This window comes from Providencia sp. PROV048 (genome assembly GCF_033688165.1).
Classification (GTDB): domain Bacteria; phylum Pseudomonadota; class Gammaproteobacteria; order Enterobacterales; family Enterobacteriaceae; genus Providencia; species Providencia hangzhouensis.
Window position 1 is genome coordinate 608739 of sequence record NZ_CP096360.1, and the last position, 17004, is coordinate 625742.

The 17004-nt window shown below is 41.4% G+C and carries 18 protein-coding genes; 17 read left to right on the forward strand and 1 reads right to left on the reverse strand.

Annotation, left to right across the window (positions count from 1 at the left end; translation table 11 throughout):
* Positions 1 to 6 precede the first annotated feature (6 nt).
* The 14 genes from otnI to tatC all read left to right on the forward strand — a co-directional run bounded on the left by otnI (position 7) and on the right by tatC (position 13043).
* Positions 7 to 786, forward strand: coding sequence for a 2-oxo-tetronate isomerase (gene otnI, locus M1F26_RS02560; protein ID WP_004260839.1), 780 nt, complete (start codon positions 7 to 9; stop codon positions 784 to 786).
* A 12-nt stretch (positions 787 to 798) separates the two neighbouring features.
* Positions 799 to 1566: a DeoR/GlpR family DNA-binding transcription regulator gene (locus M1F26_RS02565; RefSeq protein ID WP_004260836.1), complete on the forward strand. Its 768-nt coding sequence runs from the start codon at positions 799 to 801 to the stop codon at positions 1564 to 1566.
* A 63-nt stretch (positions 1567 to 1629) separates the two neighbouring features.
* Positions 1630 to 2589, forward strand: a complete 960-nt coding sequence (denD, locus tag M1F26_RS02570) for a D-erythronate dehydrogenase (RefSeq protein WP_140172650.1) — start codon at positions 1630 to 1632, stop codon at positions 2587 to 2589.
* 10 nt (positions 2590 to 2599) lie between these two features.
* Positions 2600 to 3976: a GntP family permease gene (locus tag M1F26_RS02575; RefSeq protein ID WP_140172651.1), complete on the forward strand. Its 1377-nt coding sequence runs from the start codon at positions 2600 to 2602 to the stop codon at positions 3974 to 3976.
* A 288-nt stretch (positions 3977 to 4264) separates the two neighbouring features.
* Positions 4265 to 5023, forward strand: a complete 759-nt coding sequence (gene udp / locus M1F26_RS02580) for a uridine phosphorylase (RefSeq protein WP_042848832.1) — start codon at positions 4265 to 4267, stop codon at positions 5021 to 5023.
* A gap of 274 nt (positions 5024 to 5297) precedes the next feature.
* On the forward strand, positions 5298 to 6080 hold the full coding sequence (locus tag M1F26_RS02585; protein ID WP_140172652.1) for a tyrosine-protein phosphatase: 783 nt from the start codon (positions 5298 to 5300) through the stop codon (positions 6078 to 6080).
* Positions 6081 to 6229: 149 nt separating this feature from the next.
* The gene (locus M1F26_RS02590; protein ID WP_140172653.1) at positions 6230 to 6760 is read left to right on the forward strand and encodes a DedA family protein; all 531 of its coding nucleotides are present in this window, start codon (positions 6230 to 6232) and stop codon (positions 6758 to 6760) included.
* Between the two features lie 107 nt (positions 6761 to 6867).
* The gene (rmuC, locus tag M1F26_RS02595) at positions 6868 to 8223 is read left to right on the forward strand and encodes a DNA recombination protein RmuC (RefSeq protein WP_140172654.1); all 1356 of its coding nucleotides are present in this window, start codon (positions 6868 to 6870) and stop codon (positions 8221 to 8223) included.
* Between the two features lie 75 nt (positions 8224 to 8298).
* Positions 8299 to 9054 carry a bifunctional demethylmenaquinone methyltransferase/2-methoxy-6-polyprenyl-1,4-benzoquinol methylase UbiE gene (ubiE, locus tag M1F26_RS02600; RefSeq protein ID WP_102139083.1) on the forward strand — a complete coding sequence of 252 codons (756 nt, stop codon included), beginning with the start codon at positions 8299 to 8301 and terminating at the stop codon, positions 9052 to 9054.
* 1 nt (position 9055) lies between these two features.
* Positions 9056 to 9709: an SCP2 domain-containing protein gene (locus tag M1F26_RS02605; protein WP_140172655.1), complete on the forward strand. Its 654-nt coding sequence runs from the start codon at positions 9056 to 9058 to the stop codon at positions 9707 to 9709.
* Complete coding sequence (ubiB, locus tag M1F26_RS02610; protein ID WP_140172656.1) at positions 9696 to 11330, forward strand: ubiquinone biosynthesis regulatory protein kinase UbiB; 1635 nt, start codon at positions 9696 to 9698, stop codon at positions 11328 to 11330. Before M1F26_RS02605 ends, ubiB begins: the two co-directional genes overlap by 14 nt.
* A 114-nt stretch (positions 11331 to 11444) precedes the next feature.
* On the forward strand, positions 11445 to 11726 hold the full coding sequence (gene tatA / locus M1F26_RS02615; protein ID WP_125892776.1) for a twin-arginine translocase TatA/TatE family subunit: 282 nt from the start codon (positions 11445 to 11447) through the stop codon (positions 11724 to 11726).
* 3 nt (positions 11727 to 11729) lie between these two features.
* The gene (tatB, locus tag M1F26_RS02620; protein ID WP_125892774.1) at positions 11730 to 12272 is read left to right on the forward strand and encodes a Sec-independent protein translocase protein TatB; all 543 of its coding nucleotides are present in this window, start codon (positions 11730 to 11732) and stop codon (positions 12270 to 12272) included.
* Between the two features lie 3 nt (positions 12273 to 12275).
* Positions 12276 to 13043 (forward strand): Sec-independent protein translocase subunit TatC, encoded by a 768-nt coding sequence (gene tatC / locus M1F26_RS02625; RefSeq protein ID WP_004260806.1) that lies wholly within the window; start codon positions 12276 to 12278, stop codon positions 13041 to 13043.
* 87 nt (positions 13044 to 13130) lie between these two features.
* On the opposite strand, the gene rfaH is transcribed toward tatC, so the two are convergent.
* Positions 13131 to 13625: a transcription/translation regulatory transformer protein RfaH gene (gene rfaH / locus M1F26_RS02630; RefSeq protein ID WP_125892772.1), complete on the reverse strand. Its 495-nt coding sequence runs from the start codon at positions 13623 to 13625 to the stop codon at positions 13131 to 13133.
* A gap of 163 nt (positions 13626 to 13788) precedes the next feature.
* Between rfaH and pepE the strand changes: the two genes are divergently transcribed.
* The 3 genes from pepE (at position 13789) to fre (ending at position 16814) form a co-directional block, all read left to right on the forward strand.
* The gene (gene pepE / locus M1F26_RS02635) at positions 13789 to 14514 is read left to right on the forward strand and encodes a dipeptidase PepE (RefSeq protein WP_125892770.1); all 726 of its coding nucleotides are present in this window, start codon (positions 13789 to 13791) and stop codon (positions 14512 to 14514) included.
* Positions 14515 to 14626: 112 nt separating this feature from the next.
* Complete coding sequence (ubiD, locus tag M1F26_RS02640; RefSeq protein ID WP_125892768.1) at positions 14627 to 16102, forward strand: 4-hydroxy-3-polyprenylbenzoate decarboxylase; 1476 nt, start codon at positions 14627 to 14629, stop codon at positions 16100 to 16102.
* A gap of 10 nt (positions 16103 to 16112) precedes the next feature.
* On the forward strand, positions 16113 to 16814 hold the full coding sequence (gene fre, locus M1F26_RS02645; RefSeq protein ID WP_140172658.1) for an NAD(P)H-flavin reductase: 702 nt from the start codon (positions 16113 to 16115) through the stop codon (positions 16812 to 16814).
* Positions 16815 to 17004 lie beyond the last annotated feature (190 nt).

A 17004-nucleotide genomic window follows, 5' to 3' on the forward strand; every position in this document is an offset into this window, starting at 1 on the left:
GCGAAAATGGCTAAATTTGCTGCAAATTTAAGCATGATGTTTACCGAAGTGCCTTTTATACAGCGCTTTGAACGTGCTGCAAATGCGGGGTTCAAAGGTGTCGAATACCTCTTCCCTTATGAAGAAGATGCCGATGTCATTGCGGGGGAGCTGAGTAAACACCATCTAACACAAGCTCTGTTTAATATGCCAGCGGGAAATTGGGCACAAGGGGAGCGTGGTATGGCTTCGATCCCAGGTCGTGAGAAAGAATTTGCCGAAGGCGTACAAACGGCCTTGAAATACGCAAAAGCCTTAGGCTGTAAACAAGTTCATGCGATGGCGGGGAAAGTGAATGAAAACTATACACTTGAACAGCAAACTGCATGCTATATCAAAAATATTCAATATGCGGCGGATGTGATGGCTGAGCACGGTATTCGTGTGCTTATCGAACCCATCAATACCCGCGATATGCCCGGATACTTTTTGACGACACAAAAACAAGCTGAAGCATTACTACCTGAAATTGCTCGTGAAAATGTATTTATCCAGTTGGATTTATATCACTGCCAAATTATGGAAGGTGATTTATTGAAAACAATTGAACGTTTATGGGGTAAATTTAGTCACATTCAGATAGCGTCAGTTCCTTATCGTCATGAACCGGATAGCGGTGAAGTCAATTACCCATGGATTTTTAAGCAGTTGGATGAAATGGGGTATGAAGGCTGGTTAGGATGTGAATACCATCCTGCAGGCCGCACCGAAGATGGATTAGGCTGGCTTAAACAAGCAAATTCATAATTAGGAGAACCTATGCTCCCTTCTGAGCGTCGTGATTTTATTTACCGTTACGTGCATGAACATCAAACCGTATCGATCAGTGACTTGGTTGAGCTAATGAATGTCTCTCATATGACAGTGCGACGTGATATTCGGATGTTAGAAGAAGAAGGGAAGGTACTCAGTATTAGTGGTGGCGTTAAGTTAAATGATGTGCTGCGCCAAGAGTTACCTTGGAGTGAAAAAGCGCGGTTACATCATCGCCATAAGCGTGAAATTGGCCAGTTTGCCAGCTCACTAGTTGAAGATGGGCAAGTGGTTTATCTCGATGCGGGAACAACTACCTTTGAGATAGCACGCGTACTCGGCGAGCGTTTCAACTTAACGATTGTCACTAATGATTTTTCGATTATGCAGTACTTAATGAATAAGTCGCAGCTAAACCTATACCACACCGGGGGATTGGTGGATAAACGTAACCATTCTAGTGTAGGGAATACGGCTGCGATGATGCTGAAAACCCTCAATGTTGATATTGCTTTTATCAGCACCAGTTCATGGGATTTGCAGCACGGGGTTTCTACCCCGCATGAGGAAAAGGTTCAGATAAAACAAACGCTATTGGATGTTGCTCGCCGTTGTGTGCTGGTTTCAGACAGTAGTAAGTTCGGCAAATATGGCATGTTTCGTGTTTGCCCATTGAATCAATTGCACGACATCATTTGTGATGATCAGTTGCCAACTGATGTGGTGCAGCGGATAACAGAACAAAATATAAAACTTCATTTAATCAAGACATAAAACATAAATAATCTTACCTAAAACTGCATAGCCAGTTAAAAGGCTATAGCAAGGAGAATTACAATGAAAGTTATTATTACTGGTGGCGCAGGCTTTCTGGGCCAGCAGCTAGCCGCTGCTTTGCTTAAAAATAGCCAGGGTTTAAAATTTGACCACCTTGTTTTAGCCGATATTCAGTGCCCTACATCACCGGTTGAAGATGCCAGAGTCAGTAGCGTCGCGTTAGATTTAACGCAAGCAGGGGCGGCTGATAAACTGATTGATGCACAAACCGATGTGGTTTTCCACCTTGCAGCTATCGTAAGTAGCCACGCTGAAAGTGATTTTGACTTGGGTATGAAGGTTAACTTTGAAGCCACTCGTCAATTATTGGAAGTCGCTCGTGCCAAGAACCCTGCAATCAAATTTATGTTCACCAGCTCCCTCGCTGTGTTTGGTGGTGAGCTACCTGATGTCATCACAGACTTGTGTGTCGTTAACCCACAATCGTCCTATGGTGCTCAAAAAGCTATGTGTGAATTGATGGTGAATGACTATTCACGTAAAGGCTTTGTTGATGGCCGTGTGATGCGTTTACCAACCATTAGTATTCGTCCGGGTGTGCCAAATAAAGCCGCCTCTTCATTCGCAAGTGGCATTATTCGTGAGCCATTAAATGGGGTTGAAAGTGTTTGTCCTGTCTCCCCTGACCTCGCGTTATGGTTATCTAGCCCTGAAACTGTGATTAACAACTTTATTCATGCGGTCAGTATCCCTGCTGAAAAATTTGGTAAATCACGCACTGTGAACCTGCCAGGTATCACCGTTACCGTCCAAGGTATGATCGATGCTCTGCGTGATGTTGCAGGCCAAGAAGCTGTGGATCTTATTCGCTTTGAGCCTGATGAAGCCATTAACCGTATTGTGGCGAGCTGGCCGGGCAAATTTGATATCAGCCGTGCATTGGATCTCGGTTTTCGTGCAGATGGCTCGTTTGGTGATGCGATCCGTTCGTTTATCACCCACCACGGTTCGTCTAAGTAGGAGATAGCCTATGTCCTATATTCCTGTTATTGGCCTCGCAGTGGCCATATTTGTCCTGATCTTCTTAGTATTACGAACGCGTGTTCATGCGTTATTAGCAATGCTAATTGCTGCAGCAATCGCGGGTATATCCGGTGGTTTGACTGCGGCAGAGACCGTGACAGTCATTACAAAAGGCTTTGGGTCAACACTCGGTAGCATCGGTATTGTTATCGGACTCGGGGTAATGATGGGAAGGGTGCTGGAAGTTTCAGGTGCTGCTGAACAGATCGCTTATAGCTTTATCAAATGGTTAGGAAAAAAACGTGAAGAATGGGCGCTGGCAATTACCGGTTATATTGTCAGTATTCCTATCTTCGTTGATTCCGCTTTTGTGATTTTATACCCATTGGCAAAAGCATTAGCCAAAAATGGTAAACGTAGCATACTGACTTTAGGCGTTGCACTCGCTGGTGGGTTAGTGGTAACACACCATACTGTTCCACCAACACCAGGTCCTTTAGGCGTTGCCGGTATTTTTGGTGTCGATGTTGGCGCAATGATCCTAGCTGGAATGAGCCTCGCTATTCCTTGTGTTATCGGTATTGTTCTTTATGCAAAATGGTTAGGGACTAAATACCCTGAATTTATGCCAGATGAAACGGGTAGTGAAGACCTGAAAGAAGTTCACGCTCGTTATATGGAAGAAAAAGCGAATAAACCATTACCAAGCCTGTTCTTATCGCTTTTACCGATTATTACGCCTATTTTGTTAATTTTCATAAATGCAATCAATGGGTTAATGCTAAAAACGGAATCTTTCCAAGGCATGGAAAGCAATTGGTACTTCCAAACGTTTCAATTTTTAGGTGCACCGATTATCGCATTATCAATTAGTGTGTTGATCTCTGTTTACACATTAATGCCAAAAGCAACAAAAGAAGAAGTCATCGACCGTATGGAAGAGGGCTTGCAAGCTGCCGGTATCATCCTACTTGTAACGGGGGCTGGTGGTGCATTAGGTGCAGTACTGCGTGATAGTGGCACAGGAAATATTCTTGCAGAACACGTGGCAAATCTGCCGATTACACCTGTATTGATTCCGTTTATCATCGCAACGTTGGTTCGTTTGATTCAAGGTTCGGGTACAGTAGCAATGATTACTGCAGCATCTATTTCTGCACCAATTATTAGCCAAATACCTGATATTAACTTATTGGTCGCGGCGCAAGCGGCAACCATGGGGTCTCTGTTCTTCGGTTACTTCAACGATAGCCTGTATTGGGTGGTGAACAGAATGATGGGAATTAAGGACGTTAAACAACAAATCATTGTTTGGTCTATTCCGACCACCATTGCGTGGGCGATAGGTCTAGTTGGTGTCCTCATTCTTGATGTAATTCTCTAACATAGCGTTATCAGTTTTAGTTCTGCCAAATAATCAAAGCGCCCAGTCATTTGGGCGCTTTTTTCGTTATGTCAAACTTTCATCTATACTGATGACAATGGATGTTAAAGAGAAATAAAGCTAATGAATATATGTGATTCAAATCACTAAATGATGAAATCAAACTTTTATTACTTTCATTAAAGGTGACGGCCATCACTAAAAATTTATCGTTTTCTCGTTATATTACAAATAACGATTAATCAGTATCGACTGATTTAATGATGCCATTGTGTAAAGGAGTTTGAAATGTCCGACGTTTTCCACTTAGGTTTAAAGAAAAGTGACTTACAGGGTGCGACCGTAGCGATTGTTCCTGGGGATCCTAACCGTGTTGAAAAAATTGCACGTCTGATGGATAACCCTGTACACCTTGCGTCATTACGTGAATACACCTCTTGGCGTGGTGAACTTGACGGAAAAGCCGTCATTGTTTGTTCAACGGGTATTGGTGGTCCATCAACCTCGATTGCCGTAGAAGAACTGGCACAACTTGGTATCCGTACTTTCTTACGTATTGGTACAACAGGTGCAATTCAAGAAGATATCAATGTCGGTGATGTGTTAGTCACTACGGGAGCTGTACGTTTAGATGGTGCTAGCCAACACTTTGCACCATTAGAATACCCTGCAGTTGCTGATTTTAACTGCACCAATGCGCTTTATGCTGCTGCGAAAGACGCGGGCGCAACCGTTCATGTCGGTGTCACTGCATCATCAGATACCTTCTACCCAGGTCAAGAACGCTATGATACCTATACCGGCCGTGTAATGCGTCACTTCAGAGGGTCGATGAAAGAGTGGCAAGACATGGGCGTGATGAACTATGAAATGGAGTCAGCGACATTACTGACCATGTGTTCAAGTAGTAAAGGCTTGCGTGCAGGTATGGTGGCTGGTGTTATTGTAAATCGTACCCAGCAAGAAATTCCAAATGAAGCGTTACTGAAGAAAACGGAAGGTAACGTATTAAGTATTGTGGTTGAAGCTGCACGCCGCTTACTGTAGTCCGTGATTTACTGGCCCGTTTACTTGACTTTCACTCGGTTGTGGACAAAAAGTAAGCGGGCTTAGTCCTTTTACATACCTCTTATTTCTCTTTATTTCCTTTATAAATGTTACAATTGTTAATCAATTTACAGGAAATATTCTGATCCTCTTATTCGCTAGATCTGTTATTGTCATAAAAACAATTATCAATATTATGTGCCCTTAAATTGTTCAGGTTACATTTGTTTTATTGCTAACTGGAATGAAAGCTGTAGGGCGAAAAGGAATTATTATGTCAACAACACCTTATCTTCATCCTTCTGTTTTGCCTTTAAAAGGCGGTATTAACTTCCGCGATCTTGGTGGTAAAAAACTCGCTAATGGTGGGAAGATCAAGCCTGGAGTCCTGTTTCGTTCCGGTGCGTTAGACCGATTGACTCAAGAGGACGAAGCTGTTCTACGTTCACAAAATCTTTTCCAAATCATTGATTATCGTGATGAAGCTGAAATCTTAGATAAGCCTGATGTCATTTGGCAAGGCGCGCATTATGTGCATGCACCAGCAAATCCGTTAGCAAAAGAGGTCACAGCAAATTTAGATAAACTTACGCCAGAAATATTGGAACAATTTGACCCGCAAGCTTTTATGTTCCGTTTATATGAATTATTACCACTGAACAATCCTGCTTATTACCAATTGGTCAATTTACTCAAACAGCCAGAAAAAGGTGGTATCGTACAACACTGTGCGGTAGGAAAAGACCGCACAGGGGTCGGTTCTGCACTCGTATTATTTGCGTTAGGTGCAGATTTAGACACTGTAATGGAAGATTACTTACTGACTAATGAAACACTTGCACCATACCGCAAACACTTACTCGAAGAGCACGCAAAAACGATGGACGAAAATATCGTGAAAAAATTTGAGTATGTCTATTCAGTACGTGAAGACTTCTTGAGAACAGCTCTAAACAGTATTGAAAGAGAGTATGGCAATGTAGATCAATGGTTAGAAAAAGATTTTGGCCTAGGGAAACAGCAACGAGAAGCACTACAAAGTCAATTTTTGGACTAAGTCGTACTAACTGAAACATGAGTTGTGGATGAGCCATTTTTCTATATCCACAACTCGGTTTTTCCAAAGGTGTTTTTGCTTTGTTTAACTTTGATTTACTACTTTTTCGCTACAGTATTCTGATTATCCCCTAATGAAAGGAACTGACCGTGACACTCAATGAAATTGTCACCATAGTGACGGACTTTACACGCGAACATGAAGTATGGGCGCTTCCTATTATTTTCTTTTTGGCGTTTGGGGAGTCTCTGGCATTTCTGTCACTTTTGTTACCTGCAACGGTTATTTTACTCGGGCTTGGCGCTTTGATTGGTGAAAGTAATATTACTTTCTGGCCAATATGGTTAGCGGCTGCACTCGGTGCTTTCTTTGGGGACTGGCTCTCTTATTGGATTGGTTATCATTACAAAGAAAATGTACGTCATATGTGGCCAATTTCTCGAAACCCGCAAATGATTGATAAAGGGCAGCGTTTCTTTGACCGTTGGGGTATCTGGGGAATTTTCTTTGGGCGCTTCTTCGGGCCTTTACGAGCCATTGTTCCCTTGGTTGCTGGGATTTGCGCAATGCCACAACGGCATTTCCAGCTCGCCAATATCGCCTCTGCGATGATTTGGGCATTTGGTATTTTAGCGCCAGGGGCGCTGGGCCTAAAGTGGTTCGCAAGTTGGATAGGCTAAGCTTGCGAAGCGCTTCGCAAAATTTTCTTCAATGGCTAAATTACCTCTGGACACTTATACAGTATCCCATTACCTTACACTAGACTTTGTAAAGTAAGGATTTAACCGTGGATACCTCTCTTTTATATGCTGTCATTGGTGTGCTGAGTGGCGTTTTAGTTGGTGGTTTAGCAACTTGGTTCTCTATTGCCCAAAAAATTGCGCAAAAAGATCAGGAACTGCAGCAACTCAATCGTCAACTTGCAGCGAGTGACGAAAAAAATATTCATCTTGCGCAATGGAAAGAGGAATATGACAGGCTAGATCAAGAACTGCGTACTCAAAGGGATATCAATCGAGAGCAAGAAGCGGAACTTCGCGAGGTCATCACCCGTTTTGAGCAAAACCAGTTAGCAAATGAAGAGAAACAACGCATTTTACAAAATAGTGAACAACGGCTGACAGCGCAATTCGAAAACCTAGCAAATCGTATTTTTGAGCAAAATGAGCGGCGTGCATCTGAGCAACAACAGAAAAGCCTATTGGCGATGTTGTCACCTTTTCGTGAGCAATTAGATGGTTTTCGTCAGCAAGTTCAGCAAAGTTTTGGTGAAGAGGCCAAAGAACGCCACACTTTAACCTATGAGATTAGGCAATTACAGCAACTCAACAATCAAATGACCAAAGAAGCTGTTAACCTGACACGCGCTCTGAAAGGAGATAACAAAATTCAAGGGAACTGGGGAGAAACCATTCTGACTCGGATCCTAGAAGTCTCAGGTTTACGTGAAGGAAGTGAATTTGAAACCCAAGTTAGTATCAACACAAGTTATAATAGCCGCTATCAACCAGATGTGATTATTCATCTTCCTGAAGGTAAAGATGTGGTCGTTGATGCCAAAATGTCGCTGGTTTCTTATGAACATTACTTCAATAGCGAAGATCCACATGAACAGCAACAAGCACTAAAAAACCATGTGGCATCTATTCGCAACCATATGCGTATGTTGAGCCGTAAGGATTACCATCAGTTACCGGGAATTCGTTCATTGGACTACGTTTTAATGTTTATCCCTATTGAACCTGCTTATTTACTGGCTTTGAAAGAGGCTCCCGAGTTACTTGATGAAGGAATTAAACAGAATATTATGTTAGTTTGTCCTTCAACATTGTTAGTCGCAGTGAGAACGATTAATAATATGTGGCGATATGAACGCCAAGGGCAAAATGCTCAGGAAATAGCAAATAGAGCAGCGAAAATGTATGACAAGCTGCGCTTGTTTGTGGATGATATGCAAGTTTTAGGCACCAGTCTTGATAAAGCGAATAATACTTACCTATCGGCGATGAAACGCCTTGCCGAAGGACGTGGAAATTTAATTAGCCAAGCGGAAAGTTTTAAAGAGCTCGGAGTCGAAATTAAGCAGCCTATCGAGCCTCAATTAGTTGAGCGGTCTGATACGTCTAATTGTGCGGAATCTTAGACTTCTGATAGGGTTTTGGCTCAAAGACTGTTACACTTCCTACAAAAGTTTGAATGATAAGCAGGCATAAGAGAAATGACTGAACCAACTAAAGAAACCATTGATTTCGGTTTCCGTACTGTCGGCAAAGAAGATAAAGCTGGCCTAGTAGCGAATGTTTTTCACTCAGTAGCATCAAAATATGACTTAATGAATGATTTGATGTCATTTGGTATCCATCGTATTTGGAAACGTTTTACTATTGAAGCGAGCGGAGTACGTCGTAATCAGCGAGTACTTGACTTGGCTGGTGGAACGGGTGACTTAACCGCTAAATTTTCACGTTTAGTGGGTGAAAAAGGCGAAGTCATACTCGCAGACATTAATGACTCAATGCTAAAAATGGGGCGTGAGAAATTACGTGACCTAGGTATTGTCGGTAATGTTAATTATGTACAAGCCAATGCGGAAGAACTGCCATTCCCTGATAACTATTTTGATTGTATTACAATCTCTTTTGGCCTGCGTAATGTCACCGACAAAGATAAAGCGCTACGCTCTATGTTCCGAGTGCTAAAACCAGGTGGGCGTTTATTGGTACTAGAGTTCTCAAAACCAATTATTGAGCCTTTGAATAAAGCTTATGATGCTTATTCATTCCATATACTCCCTCGTATTGGTCAGGCGATCGTTAATGATCCAGATAGCTATCGTTATTTAGCTGAGTCAATCCGCATGCATCCAAACCAAGAAACACTAAAAGGTATGATGGAAAATGCAGGTTTTGAACAGGTGTCGTACACCAATATGACAGGTGGAATTGTCGCATTGCACAAAGGGTTTAAATTCTAAGATGGAAGCACCATCAACACATACCGAAAATCAAAATACAGTTTTGTATTCTTTGATAACAGCATTGATGGAAACCTCTCTTAACCACGTGTTGTTTAAAGAAAAAGTTCTACAGCCTGCTAGAATGCGTTTGGCTGGTAAAGTTATGGCGATTGAACTTAAAGAACTGAATAAAACGTTAACACTTGTTTTTGCTGAAAATCATGTTGATGTGTTAAGCCAGTGGGTTGAGCCTGCGGACTGTACCATTAAAACATCCATCTTTACGCTTGTTAAATTGAAAGACAAACAGCAATTATCTCAACTTATCAATCGTGGTGATATCGTGATTGAAGGGGATATGCAAATTGTGCAGCACTGGTCTTCTTTACTCGATTTAGCAATTTGGAATCCTGCTCACTATCTATCACCGTATATCGGTGATGTTGCAGCTGAAGGGCTTAGTAAATTACTGAATAAAGGTGCGTGCCTTGCATCTCATTTAGTAAAACAGCAAAAAACGTATATCAAAGACGCAATAATTGAAGAGTGGAAAATGGCTCCTAGCCAACTTGAACTTGCTCATTTTAGTGATGGAGTCGAGCAAGTAGAAAATTCATTGAGTGCGCTTGAACAACGGTTAAGCCAGTTGGAGGAGAAGAATGACACCCGGTGAAATAAAACGACTTTACTTCATTATTCGGGTTTTTCTCTCTTACGGATTAGACGAGTTAATCCCCAAAATTAAACTAACGTTACCATTACGAATCGGGCGCTTAGGCTTATTTTGGATTAAAAATAAGCATAAAGATAAAGCATTGGGCGAAAGGCTTCGTCTTGCTTTGCAAGAACTTGGGCCTGTTTGGATTAAATTTGGCCAAATGTTATCGACTCGTCGAGATCTTTTCCCTCCTGCGATCGCAGATCAACTTTCGCTATTGCAAGACAAAGTGGCGAGTTTCGATGGCAAACTGGCGCGAAGCTATATTGAAGAGTCTCTCGAAGGGCCACTAGAACAGTGGTTTGATGACTTTGATGAGCAAGCTTTAGCGTCTGCGTCCATTGCTCAGGTTCATACCGCAATATTAAAAGAAAATGGCAAAGATGTTGTCATCAAGGTGATTCGTCCTGATATTTTGCCAATTATTAAAGCTGACATTAAATTAATGTACCGCATTGCAAATTGGGTTCCTTTGTTGCCAGATGGGCGACGATTAAGACCAAAAGAAGTCGTGCGTGAATATGAAAAAACATTGATTGACGAGCTGAATTTGCTCCGTGAATCAGCAAATGCCATTCAGCTTCGTCGTAACTTTGAAAATAGTGCAATGCTGTATGTACCAGAGGTCTATCCAGATTATTGCCGTGAAAACGTGATGGTCATGGAGCGTATCTACGGGATCCCAGTTTCCGATATTGCTGCGCTTAAAGCGCAGGGGACCAATATGAAACTGCTGGCAGAGCGCGGTGTTAAAGTCTTCTTTACACAGGTTTTCCGTGACAGTTTTTTCCATGCAGATATGCATCCAGGCAATATCTTTGTGAGTTACGATCATCCAGAAGATCCTCAGTACATAGGGATAGACTGTGGAATAGTCGGTTCATTAAACAAAGAAGACAAACGCTATTTGGCGGAAAACTTTATTGCTTTTTTTAATCGTGATTACCGCAAAGTTGCAGAGTTGCACGTTGACTCGGGCTGGGTTCCTTCAGACACAAATGTAGAAGACTTTGAGTTTGCTATCCGTACCGTATGTGAGCCTATTTTTGAGAAACCATTGGCTGAAATTTCATTTGGGCAAGTATTATTAAATTTATTTAATACAGCACGCCGTTTCAATATGGAAGTTCAGCCACAATTAGTCTTATTACAAAAAACACTGCTGTATGTAGAAGGGCTAGGACGGCAGCTTTATCCCCAACTTGATCTCTGGAAAACAGCAAAGCCCTTCCTTGAAGACTGGGTTCATAGCCAAGTAGGGATACCTGCAATTACCCAAGCATTAAAAGAAAAGGCACCTTATTGGGCAGAAAAAATGCCTGAAATTCCTGATTTGATTTATGGTGCTTTGAGACAGCATAAATATTTACAATCGAATATTGACCAACTAACGCAGCAACTGAAAAGTCAGCGTAATAAACAACGAAAATCTCAGTACCTTTTAGGTATCGGTGCCACATTTATACTCTGTGGGACTCTATTCCTTATTTCTAATCTCACACCGTTTGGAGTTGTGTTTATGGTTGCAGGAGCGCTGTCTTGGTTGTTTGGTTGGAGTAAAACCGGCGGTAATTAAGTAAACTTTGTTTTGCGACAAGTTTATAAGGCTGTGAACATTTCCGTATTTTGTGTTGGTTGTATATAATAGATCTCATAACATTGATCCCAAAACTATATAGAGGTATTAACAATGGAATCAACTTTCGCAATGGCTGCTTTCGGTAGTCCTTGGCAGCTCATTATCATTGCTTTACTTATTATTTTAATTTTCGGCACCAAAAAATTGCGTTCTTTAGGCTCAGACTTGGGTGAATCACTCAAAGGCTTTAAAAAAGCAATGAACGATGACGAAAAAGCAAAAGCAGAACAAGAAAAGCAAGATGCTGACTTCGCACCTAAAAATATTACTGAACAACAGGCTGCTGAGAAGAAAGAAAGCCCAGTTGAGAGCAAAAATAAAGAGCAGGGTTAAACCGTGTTTGACATAGGTTTTAGTGAACTGTTGCTTATTGCAGTTATTGGTCTCGTTGTATTAGGCCCTGAGCGGTTACCAGTGGCAGTGAGGACTGTCGCTGGGTGGATCCGTGCGATGCGTTCTATGGCTGCAAATGTACAAAATGAGTTAACGCAAGAGTTAAAATTGCAGGAGCTACAGGACACGCTGAAAAAGGTTGAAGAAAAGGCTAATTTAGAAGCACTTTCTCCTGAACTTAAGCAGTCCATGGAAGAATTGCGTACAGCTGCACAATCGCTTAAAAGCGGCTACCAAGAGACAACCAATGATATTGAAACAGAGTTAAATAAAGCAAAAGAGATCACTGACAGTTACGATAGTGCTGTAAAGGAAGCGAAAGATAATACTCAGCAACCTGAAGAGTCTGATCCAAACCCTGAACATGCAGCTAAAATGGCTGCCGTTGTTGAGGATGAAAAAACGGAAGATTCAACAGCTGTAAAAACAGTAGGATCACTCGAAGCTAATGTAAAAAACTCTAATCAAACTGAAAGTGAAAAATAACACATGGCTGTAAATGATACACAACCACTTATTAGCCACCTCATTGAACTTCGTAAACGGCTGCTAAACTGTTTAATTACCGTATTAATTGTTTTTGCTGCCCTTGCTTATTTTTCAAATGATATCTATCGGCTGGTAGCAGCCCCTTTGATTGATAAGCTGCCAGTAGGTTCGCAAATGAGTGCGACAGATGTGGCGTCAACATTTTTTACCCCAATTAAATTGACAATGATGGTATCGGTTTTTGTATCGATTCCCGTTATTCTCTATCAAATTTGGGCTTTCATTGCGCCTGCCTTATACAAGCATGAACGCAAACTCATGTTGCCTTTGCTTGTCTCAAGTAGCTTCTTGTTTTATTTGGGAATGGCATTTGCCTACTTCGTTGTTTTTCCGCTCGCATTTGGTTTCTTTGTTAAAACAACCCCTGATAGCGTCAACTTTATTCCAGATATCAGTAAATACCTTAGTTTTGTCATGACATTATTCATGGCTTTCGGTGCCGCATTTGAAGTACCTATTGCAATTATTTTACTGTGTTGGACTGGCGTGACTACACCAGAATCACTGAAACGTAAACGTCCTTATATTTTAGTCGGGGCATTTATCGTTGGGATGTTTTTAACACCGCCGGATGTACTCTCTCAAACTTTACTTGCTGTTCCAATGTATTTGCTTTTTGAACTTGGTGTCCTGTTATCTAATTTCTATGTTGGTAAAGGCAGAAATCGGCAAGAAGGGGCAGAGGAAGAAGAAAAAGAAGAGTCCTGATTTGCACTAAATAGCGGTTATTTGAAATGTAAAATGATGAAAAGCCCTCTAGATAGGGCTTTTTTATTGCTTGAACGCTTGAAATATTTAATCTGTATTTTTTTTAAATTGTGTATTATCAAGCACTTTAGGTACACTTTTATTTAAAATATTCAGTAAAAGAATAGAGCGATACTCACCATTAGGCTCATCAAAAATAGCTTGTACACCCGCAAAAATACCCTCCGTAATGGTAACCTGATCACCATGCTTTGGCATATCTGGTGCAACGGTATGACTAATGGGAGCTTGTTGTAACAGCTCAATAATTTTTTCGGGGACTTCTACTGGCAATTGGCCAAAACGAATAAAATGGCTTACCCCTCTTGTTGATTGGATTGTTGTTGTATGAATTTCATTGTGATCAAATTTCACAAATAAGTAATTTGGGAACAGCGCTTCTTGCACAGTCATTCTTTTCCCTCTAACCACTTTTTCCATTTCGGTCATGGGGGTCATACAAATAACATTCTGTCGGTTTAAATGCTCCAGAGCACGCTCAATTTGGCCTCGTTTGCAATAAAGCAAATACCATTTTTCCATTTTTTGAATTCCATCTGACAAAACTATGTTTATGATAACAAATTACGACATAACAATGTGACTAATGAATAATGGCACCATATTATTGATATACTTAGGTCTATATTAATCAATATATTCTTATGATAACTGTAGTGCAAAAACTAAATCAGTAGGAGACATAATGGATATCTTTTTGTTGAGTAACGGTAAGCTACCAGGCAACCCTGTATGGCTTAGCTACGCCTTACCTCGAATCAAAGAAATGATTGTTCGTAAAAACATAAAGTCAGCAGTTTTGGTTCCTTATGCGGTTCTTCGAGGTTCACATGATGAGAGAGCTGAACAACTTTCGGAAGCGTTGGGAATAAAAGTCACGACTATTGAGCACTTTTCTAGCCCTGTAGAAGCGATTGAGCAAGCTGAATGTATTCTTGTCAGTGGCGGTAATACTTGGTGGCTGAATAAATGCCTACATGAAAATGGGCTGATCGTTGCTATTCAACGTGCGGTTCGTGAGCGTGGTGTACCTTATATCGGCTGGAGCGCGGGATGTAATGTAGCGACGCCAAGTATTCGTACTACGAATGATATGCCTGTTAGCAATGCTGCTATTATGCCTTCTCTAGGGTTATTTCCATTACAAATTAACCCCCACTATATTGATGCCCATATTTCTGGCCATATGGGCGAAACTCGTGATGAGCGATTACAAGAGTTTTGTGTGATTAATCCTCATGAAGTTGTTGTTGCACTCAGGGAGGGAAGTGGGTTACAAATTAAAGGTAATGAGCTTCACTATTTCAGCGGAAAAGATGAAGGTTTTAAACTATTTCAGCATAATAAAACATTCTCAGAACAATTTAATACAGTACTATTAGAAAAATTAGTGCCTTTTGATTGCCAGTAAAATGGTATACTAAGCCAGAAAAAGATTGATTTTAAAGTGTTTTAGGCAGTAACTTGTAACCTTGGCCGGACGTCTTATAATGAGACTCCCTCTGTAACAGTAAAAGAAGATAATGAAATACCGTGACCTTAGAGATTTCATCTCGCAACTTGAAAAACAAGGCGAGTTAAAACGTATTACAATGGAAGTCGACCCCTATTTGGAAATGACTGAAATTGCAGATCGCACACTAAGAGCAGGGGGACCGGCCCTATTATTTGAAAATCCCAAAGGTTATAACATGCCTGTCTTATGTAACCTGTTTGGCACAACTAAACGTGTTGCAATGGGAATGGGGCAAGAGGACATAAAAGCCTTACATGATGTAGGAAAATTACTTGCCTTCCTAAAAGAACCTGATCCTCCAAAAGGTTTCCGTGACCTCTTTGATAAGCTTCCAAAATTTAAACAAGTTCTGAATATGCCAGCTAAACGGTTAAGTTCGGCTGCCTGTCAGGAACAAATTTGGGCCGGTGAAGACGTCGATCTGACAAAGATCCCTGTTATGCATTGTTGGCCAGAAGATGCAGCGCCTTTAATTACATGGGGGCTGACAGTCACTAAAGGTCCTCATAAAGAAAGGCAAAATTTAGGTATTTATCGTCAGCAAGTTCTTGGAAAAAATAAAGTCATTATGCGTTGGCTATCCCATCGCGGTGGTGCTTTGGATTTTCAAGAATGGTGCCAAGCTCATCCAGGCGAAAAATTTCCTGTTGCTGTCGCACTTGGCGCAGACCCCGCAACCATTTTAGGCGCGGTCACACCAGTCCCGGACACATTATCAGAATATGCTTTTGCGGGGTTACTGCGCGGTAATAAGACTGAGGTTGTTAAATGCATATCGAATGACCTCGAAGTTCCCGCAGGCGCCGAAATTATTTTAGAAGGGTATATTGAGCCGGGCGAAATGGCCCCTGAAGGCCCTTATGGTGACCATACTGGTTACTATAATGAAATCGATACTTTCCCTGTATTTACCGTGACTCATGTGACTCAACGCCGCGATGCAATTTATCACTCAACTTATACAGGAAGACCACCCGATGAGCCTGCAGTATTAGGCGAAGCGTTAAACGAGGTCCTTGTCCCTATTCTTCAAAAGCAATTTCCTGAAATTGTTGATTTTTATCTTCCACCAGAAGGATGTTCATACCGTCTTGCTGTAGTGACAATGAAAAAACAATATGCAGGACATGCCAAAAGGGTCATGATGGGGGTCTGGTCATACCTGCGCCAATTCATGTACACTAAATTTGTTATTGTTTGTGATGATGATATTAATGCACGAGACTGGAAAGATGTTATCTGGGCAATTACCACACGAATGGACCCAGCTCGTGACACGGTGATGATGGAAAACACACCCATAGATTATCTCGACTTCGCTTCTCCTGTCTCAGGATTAGGTTCAAAAATGGGGCTTGATGCTACCAATAAATGGCCAGGTGAGACAGATCGTGAGTGGGGGCGTCCTATCGTAATGACAGAGAGCGTTAAATCTCGCATTGATGATATTTGGGAACAATTAAATATTTTTGATAAAAAATAAGAGGGAAACCATGGCAACTTTAAGCTGTAAAGTAACATCTGTTGAATCTATCACGGATACGGTTTATCGGGTGATTTTGTTGCCAGATGGTCCTTTTCATTTTAAAGCAGGCCAATATTTGATGGTCGTGATGGATGAGCGTGACAAACGACCATTCTCAATGGCTTCTACCCCAAATAATAAAGAAACGATTGAATTACATATTGGTGCTTCTGAGATTAATTTATACGCAATGGCTGTAATGGATCGAATTTTGGATCAAAAACGTATAAATATTGACATTCCTCACGGTAAAGCTTGGTTTCGGGAAAATAGCAGTAACGCAATGATTTTAATTGCAGGTGGAACAGGTTTTTCCTATACCCACTCTGTATTGCTAGCGGCATTAGCTGAAAACCCAAATCGTGACATAACTTTCTATTGGGGCGGTCGTCAATTGGAGCACTTATATGATCTTGGTGAACTACAGGCGCTTAGTGAAAGTTATCCTAATTTAAAGATCACCCCTGTTGTAGAACAGCCAGATGAACTATGGCGAGGAAGGACAGGAACGGTTCTTAGTGCAGTGCTTGAGGATTTTGGTGACTTATCAAGCCATGATATCTATATTGCAGGTCGTTTTGAAATGGCCAAAATAGCCAGAGAACGGTTTTGTAATGAACGCGGAGCTAAATCGGAGCAGTTATTTGGTGATGCTTACGAATTCATTTAACCCGTCCTAGTTCAAATTGTAGGGGTGTTGTCTTCGCTCATTCGCCCTAGTCACATACTTGTGTATGCTCCTAGGGTCTTATTCACTTGCCGCCTACCTACAATCCGAACTATGAGGGTTAAACTTGTTGTAGGTTTTGCATGAAAACCACATAAGTTCAAATTGTAGGGGTGTTGTCTTCGCTCATTCG

What these genes read in the sequence shown, in the direction of transcription:
- otnI (WP_004260839.1), top strand. Translation starts at nt 7, where the DNA reads ATGGCTAAATTTGCTGCAAATTTAAGCATGATGTTTACCGAAGTGCCT.
- M1F26_RS02565 (WP_004260836.1), top strand. Translation starts at nt 799, where the DNA reads ATGCTCCCTTCTGAGCGTCGTGATTTTATTTACCGTTACGTGCATGAA.
- denD (WP_140172650.1), top strand. Translation starts at nt 1,630, where the DNA reads ATGAAAGTTATTATTACTGGTGGCGCAGGCTTTCTGGGCCAGCAGCTA.
- M1F26_RS02575 (WP_140172651.1), top strand. Translation starts at nt 2,600, where the DNA reads ATGTCCTATATTCCTGTTATTGGCCTCGCAGTGGCCATATTTGTCCTG.
- udp (WP_042848832.1), top strand. Translation starts at nt 4,265, where the DNA reads ATGTCCGACGTTTTCCACTTAGGTTTAAAGAAAAGTGACTTACAGGGT.
- M1F26_RS02585 (WP_140172652.1), top strand. Translation starts at nt 5,298, where the DNA reads ATGTCAACAACACCTTATCTTCATCCTTCTGTTTTGCCTTTAAAAGGC.
- ubiE (WP_102139083.1), top strand. Translation starts at nt 8,299, where the DNA reads ATGACTGAACCAACTAAAGAAACCATTGATTTCGGTTTCCGTACTGTC.
- M1F26_RS02605 (WP_140172655.1), top strand. Translation starts at nt 9,056, where the DNA reads ATGGAAGCACCATCAACACATACCGAAAATCAAAATACAGTTTTGTAT.
- ubiB (WP_140172656.1), top strand. Translation starts at nt 9,696, where the DNA reads ATGACACCCGGTGAAATAAAACGACTTTACTTCATTATTCGGGTTTTT.
- tatA (WP_125892776.1), top strand. Translation starts at nt 11,445, where the DNA reads ATGGAATCAACTTTCGCAATGGCTGCTTTCGGTAGTCCTTGGCAGCTC.
- tatC (WP_004260806.1), top strand. Translation starts at nt 12,276, where the DNA reads ATGGCTGTAAATGATACACAACCACTTATTAGCCACCTCATTGAACTT.
- rfaH (WP_125892772.1), bottom strand. Translation starts at nt 13,625, where the DNA reads ATGGAAAAATGGTATTTGCTTTATTGCAAACGAGGCCAAATTGAGCGT.
- pepE (WP_125892770.1), top strand. Translation starts at nt 13,789, where the DNA reads ATGGATATCTTTTTGTTGAGTAACGGTAAGCTACCAGGCAACCCTGTA.
- ubiD (WP_125892768.1), top strand. Translation starts at nt 14,627, where the DNA reads ATGAAATACCGTGACCTTAGAGATTTCATCTCGCAACTTGAAAAACAA.
- fre (WP_140172658.1), top strand. Translation starts at nt 16,113, where the DNA reads ATGGCAACTTTAAGCTGTAAAGTAACATCTGTTGAATCTATCACGGAT.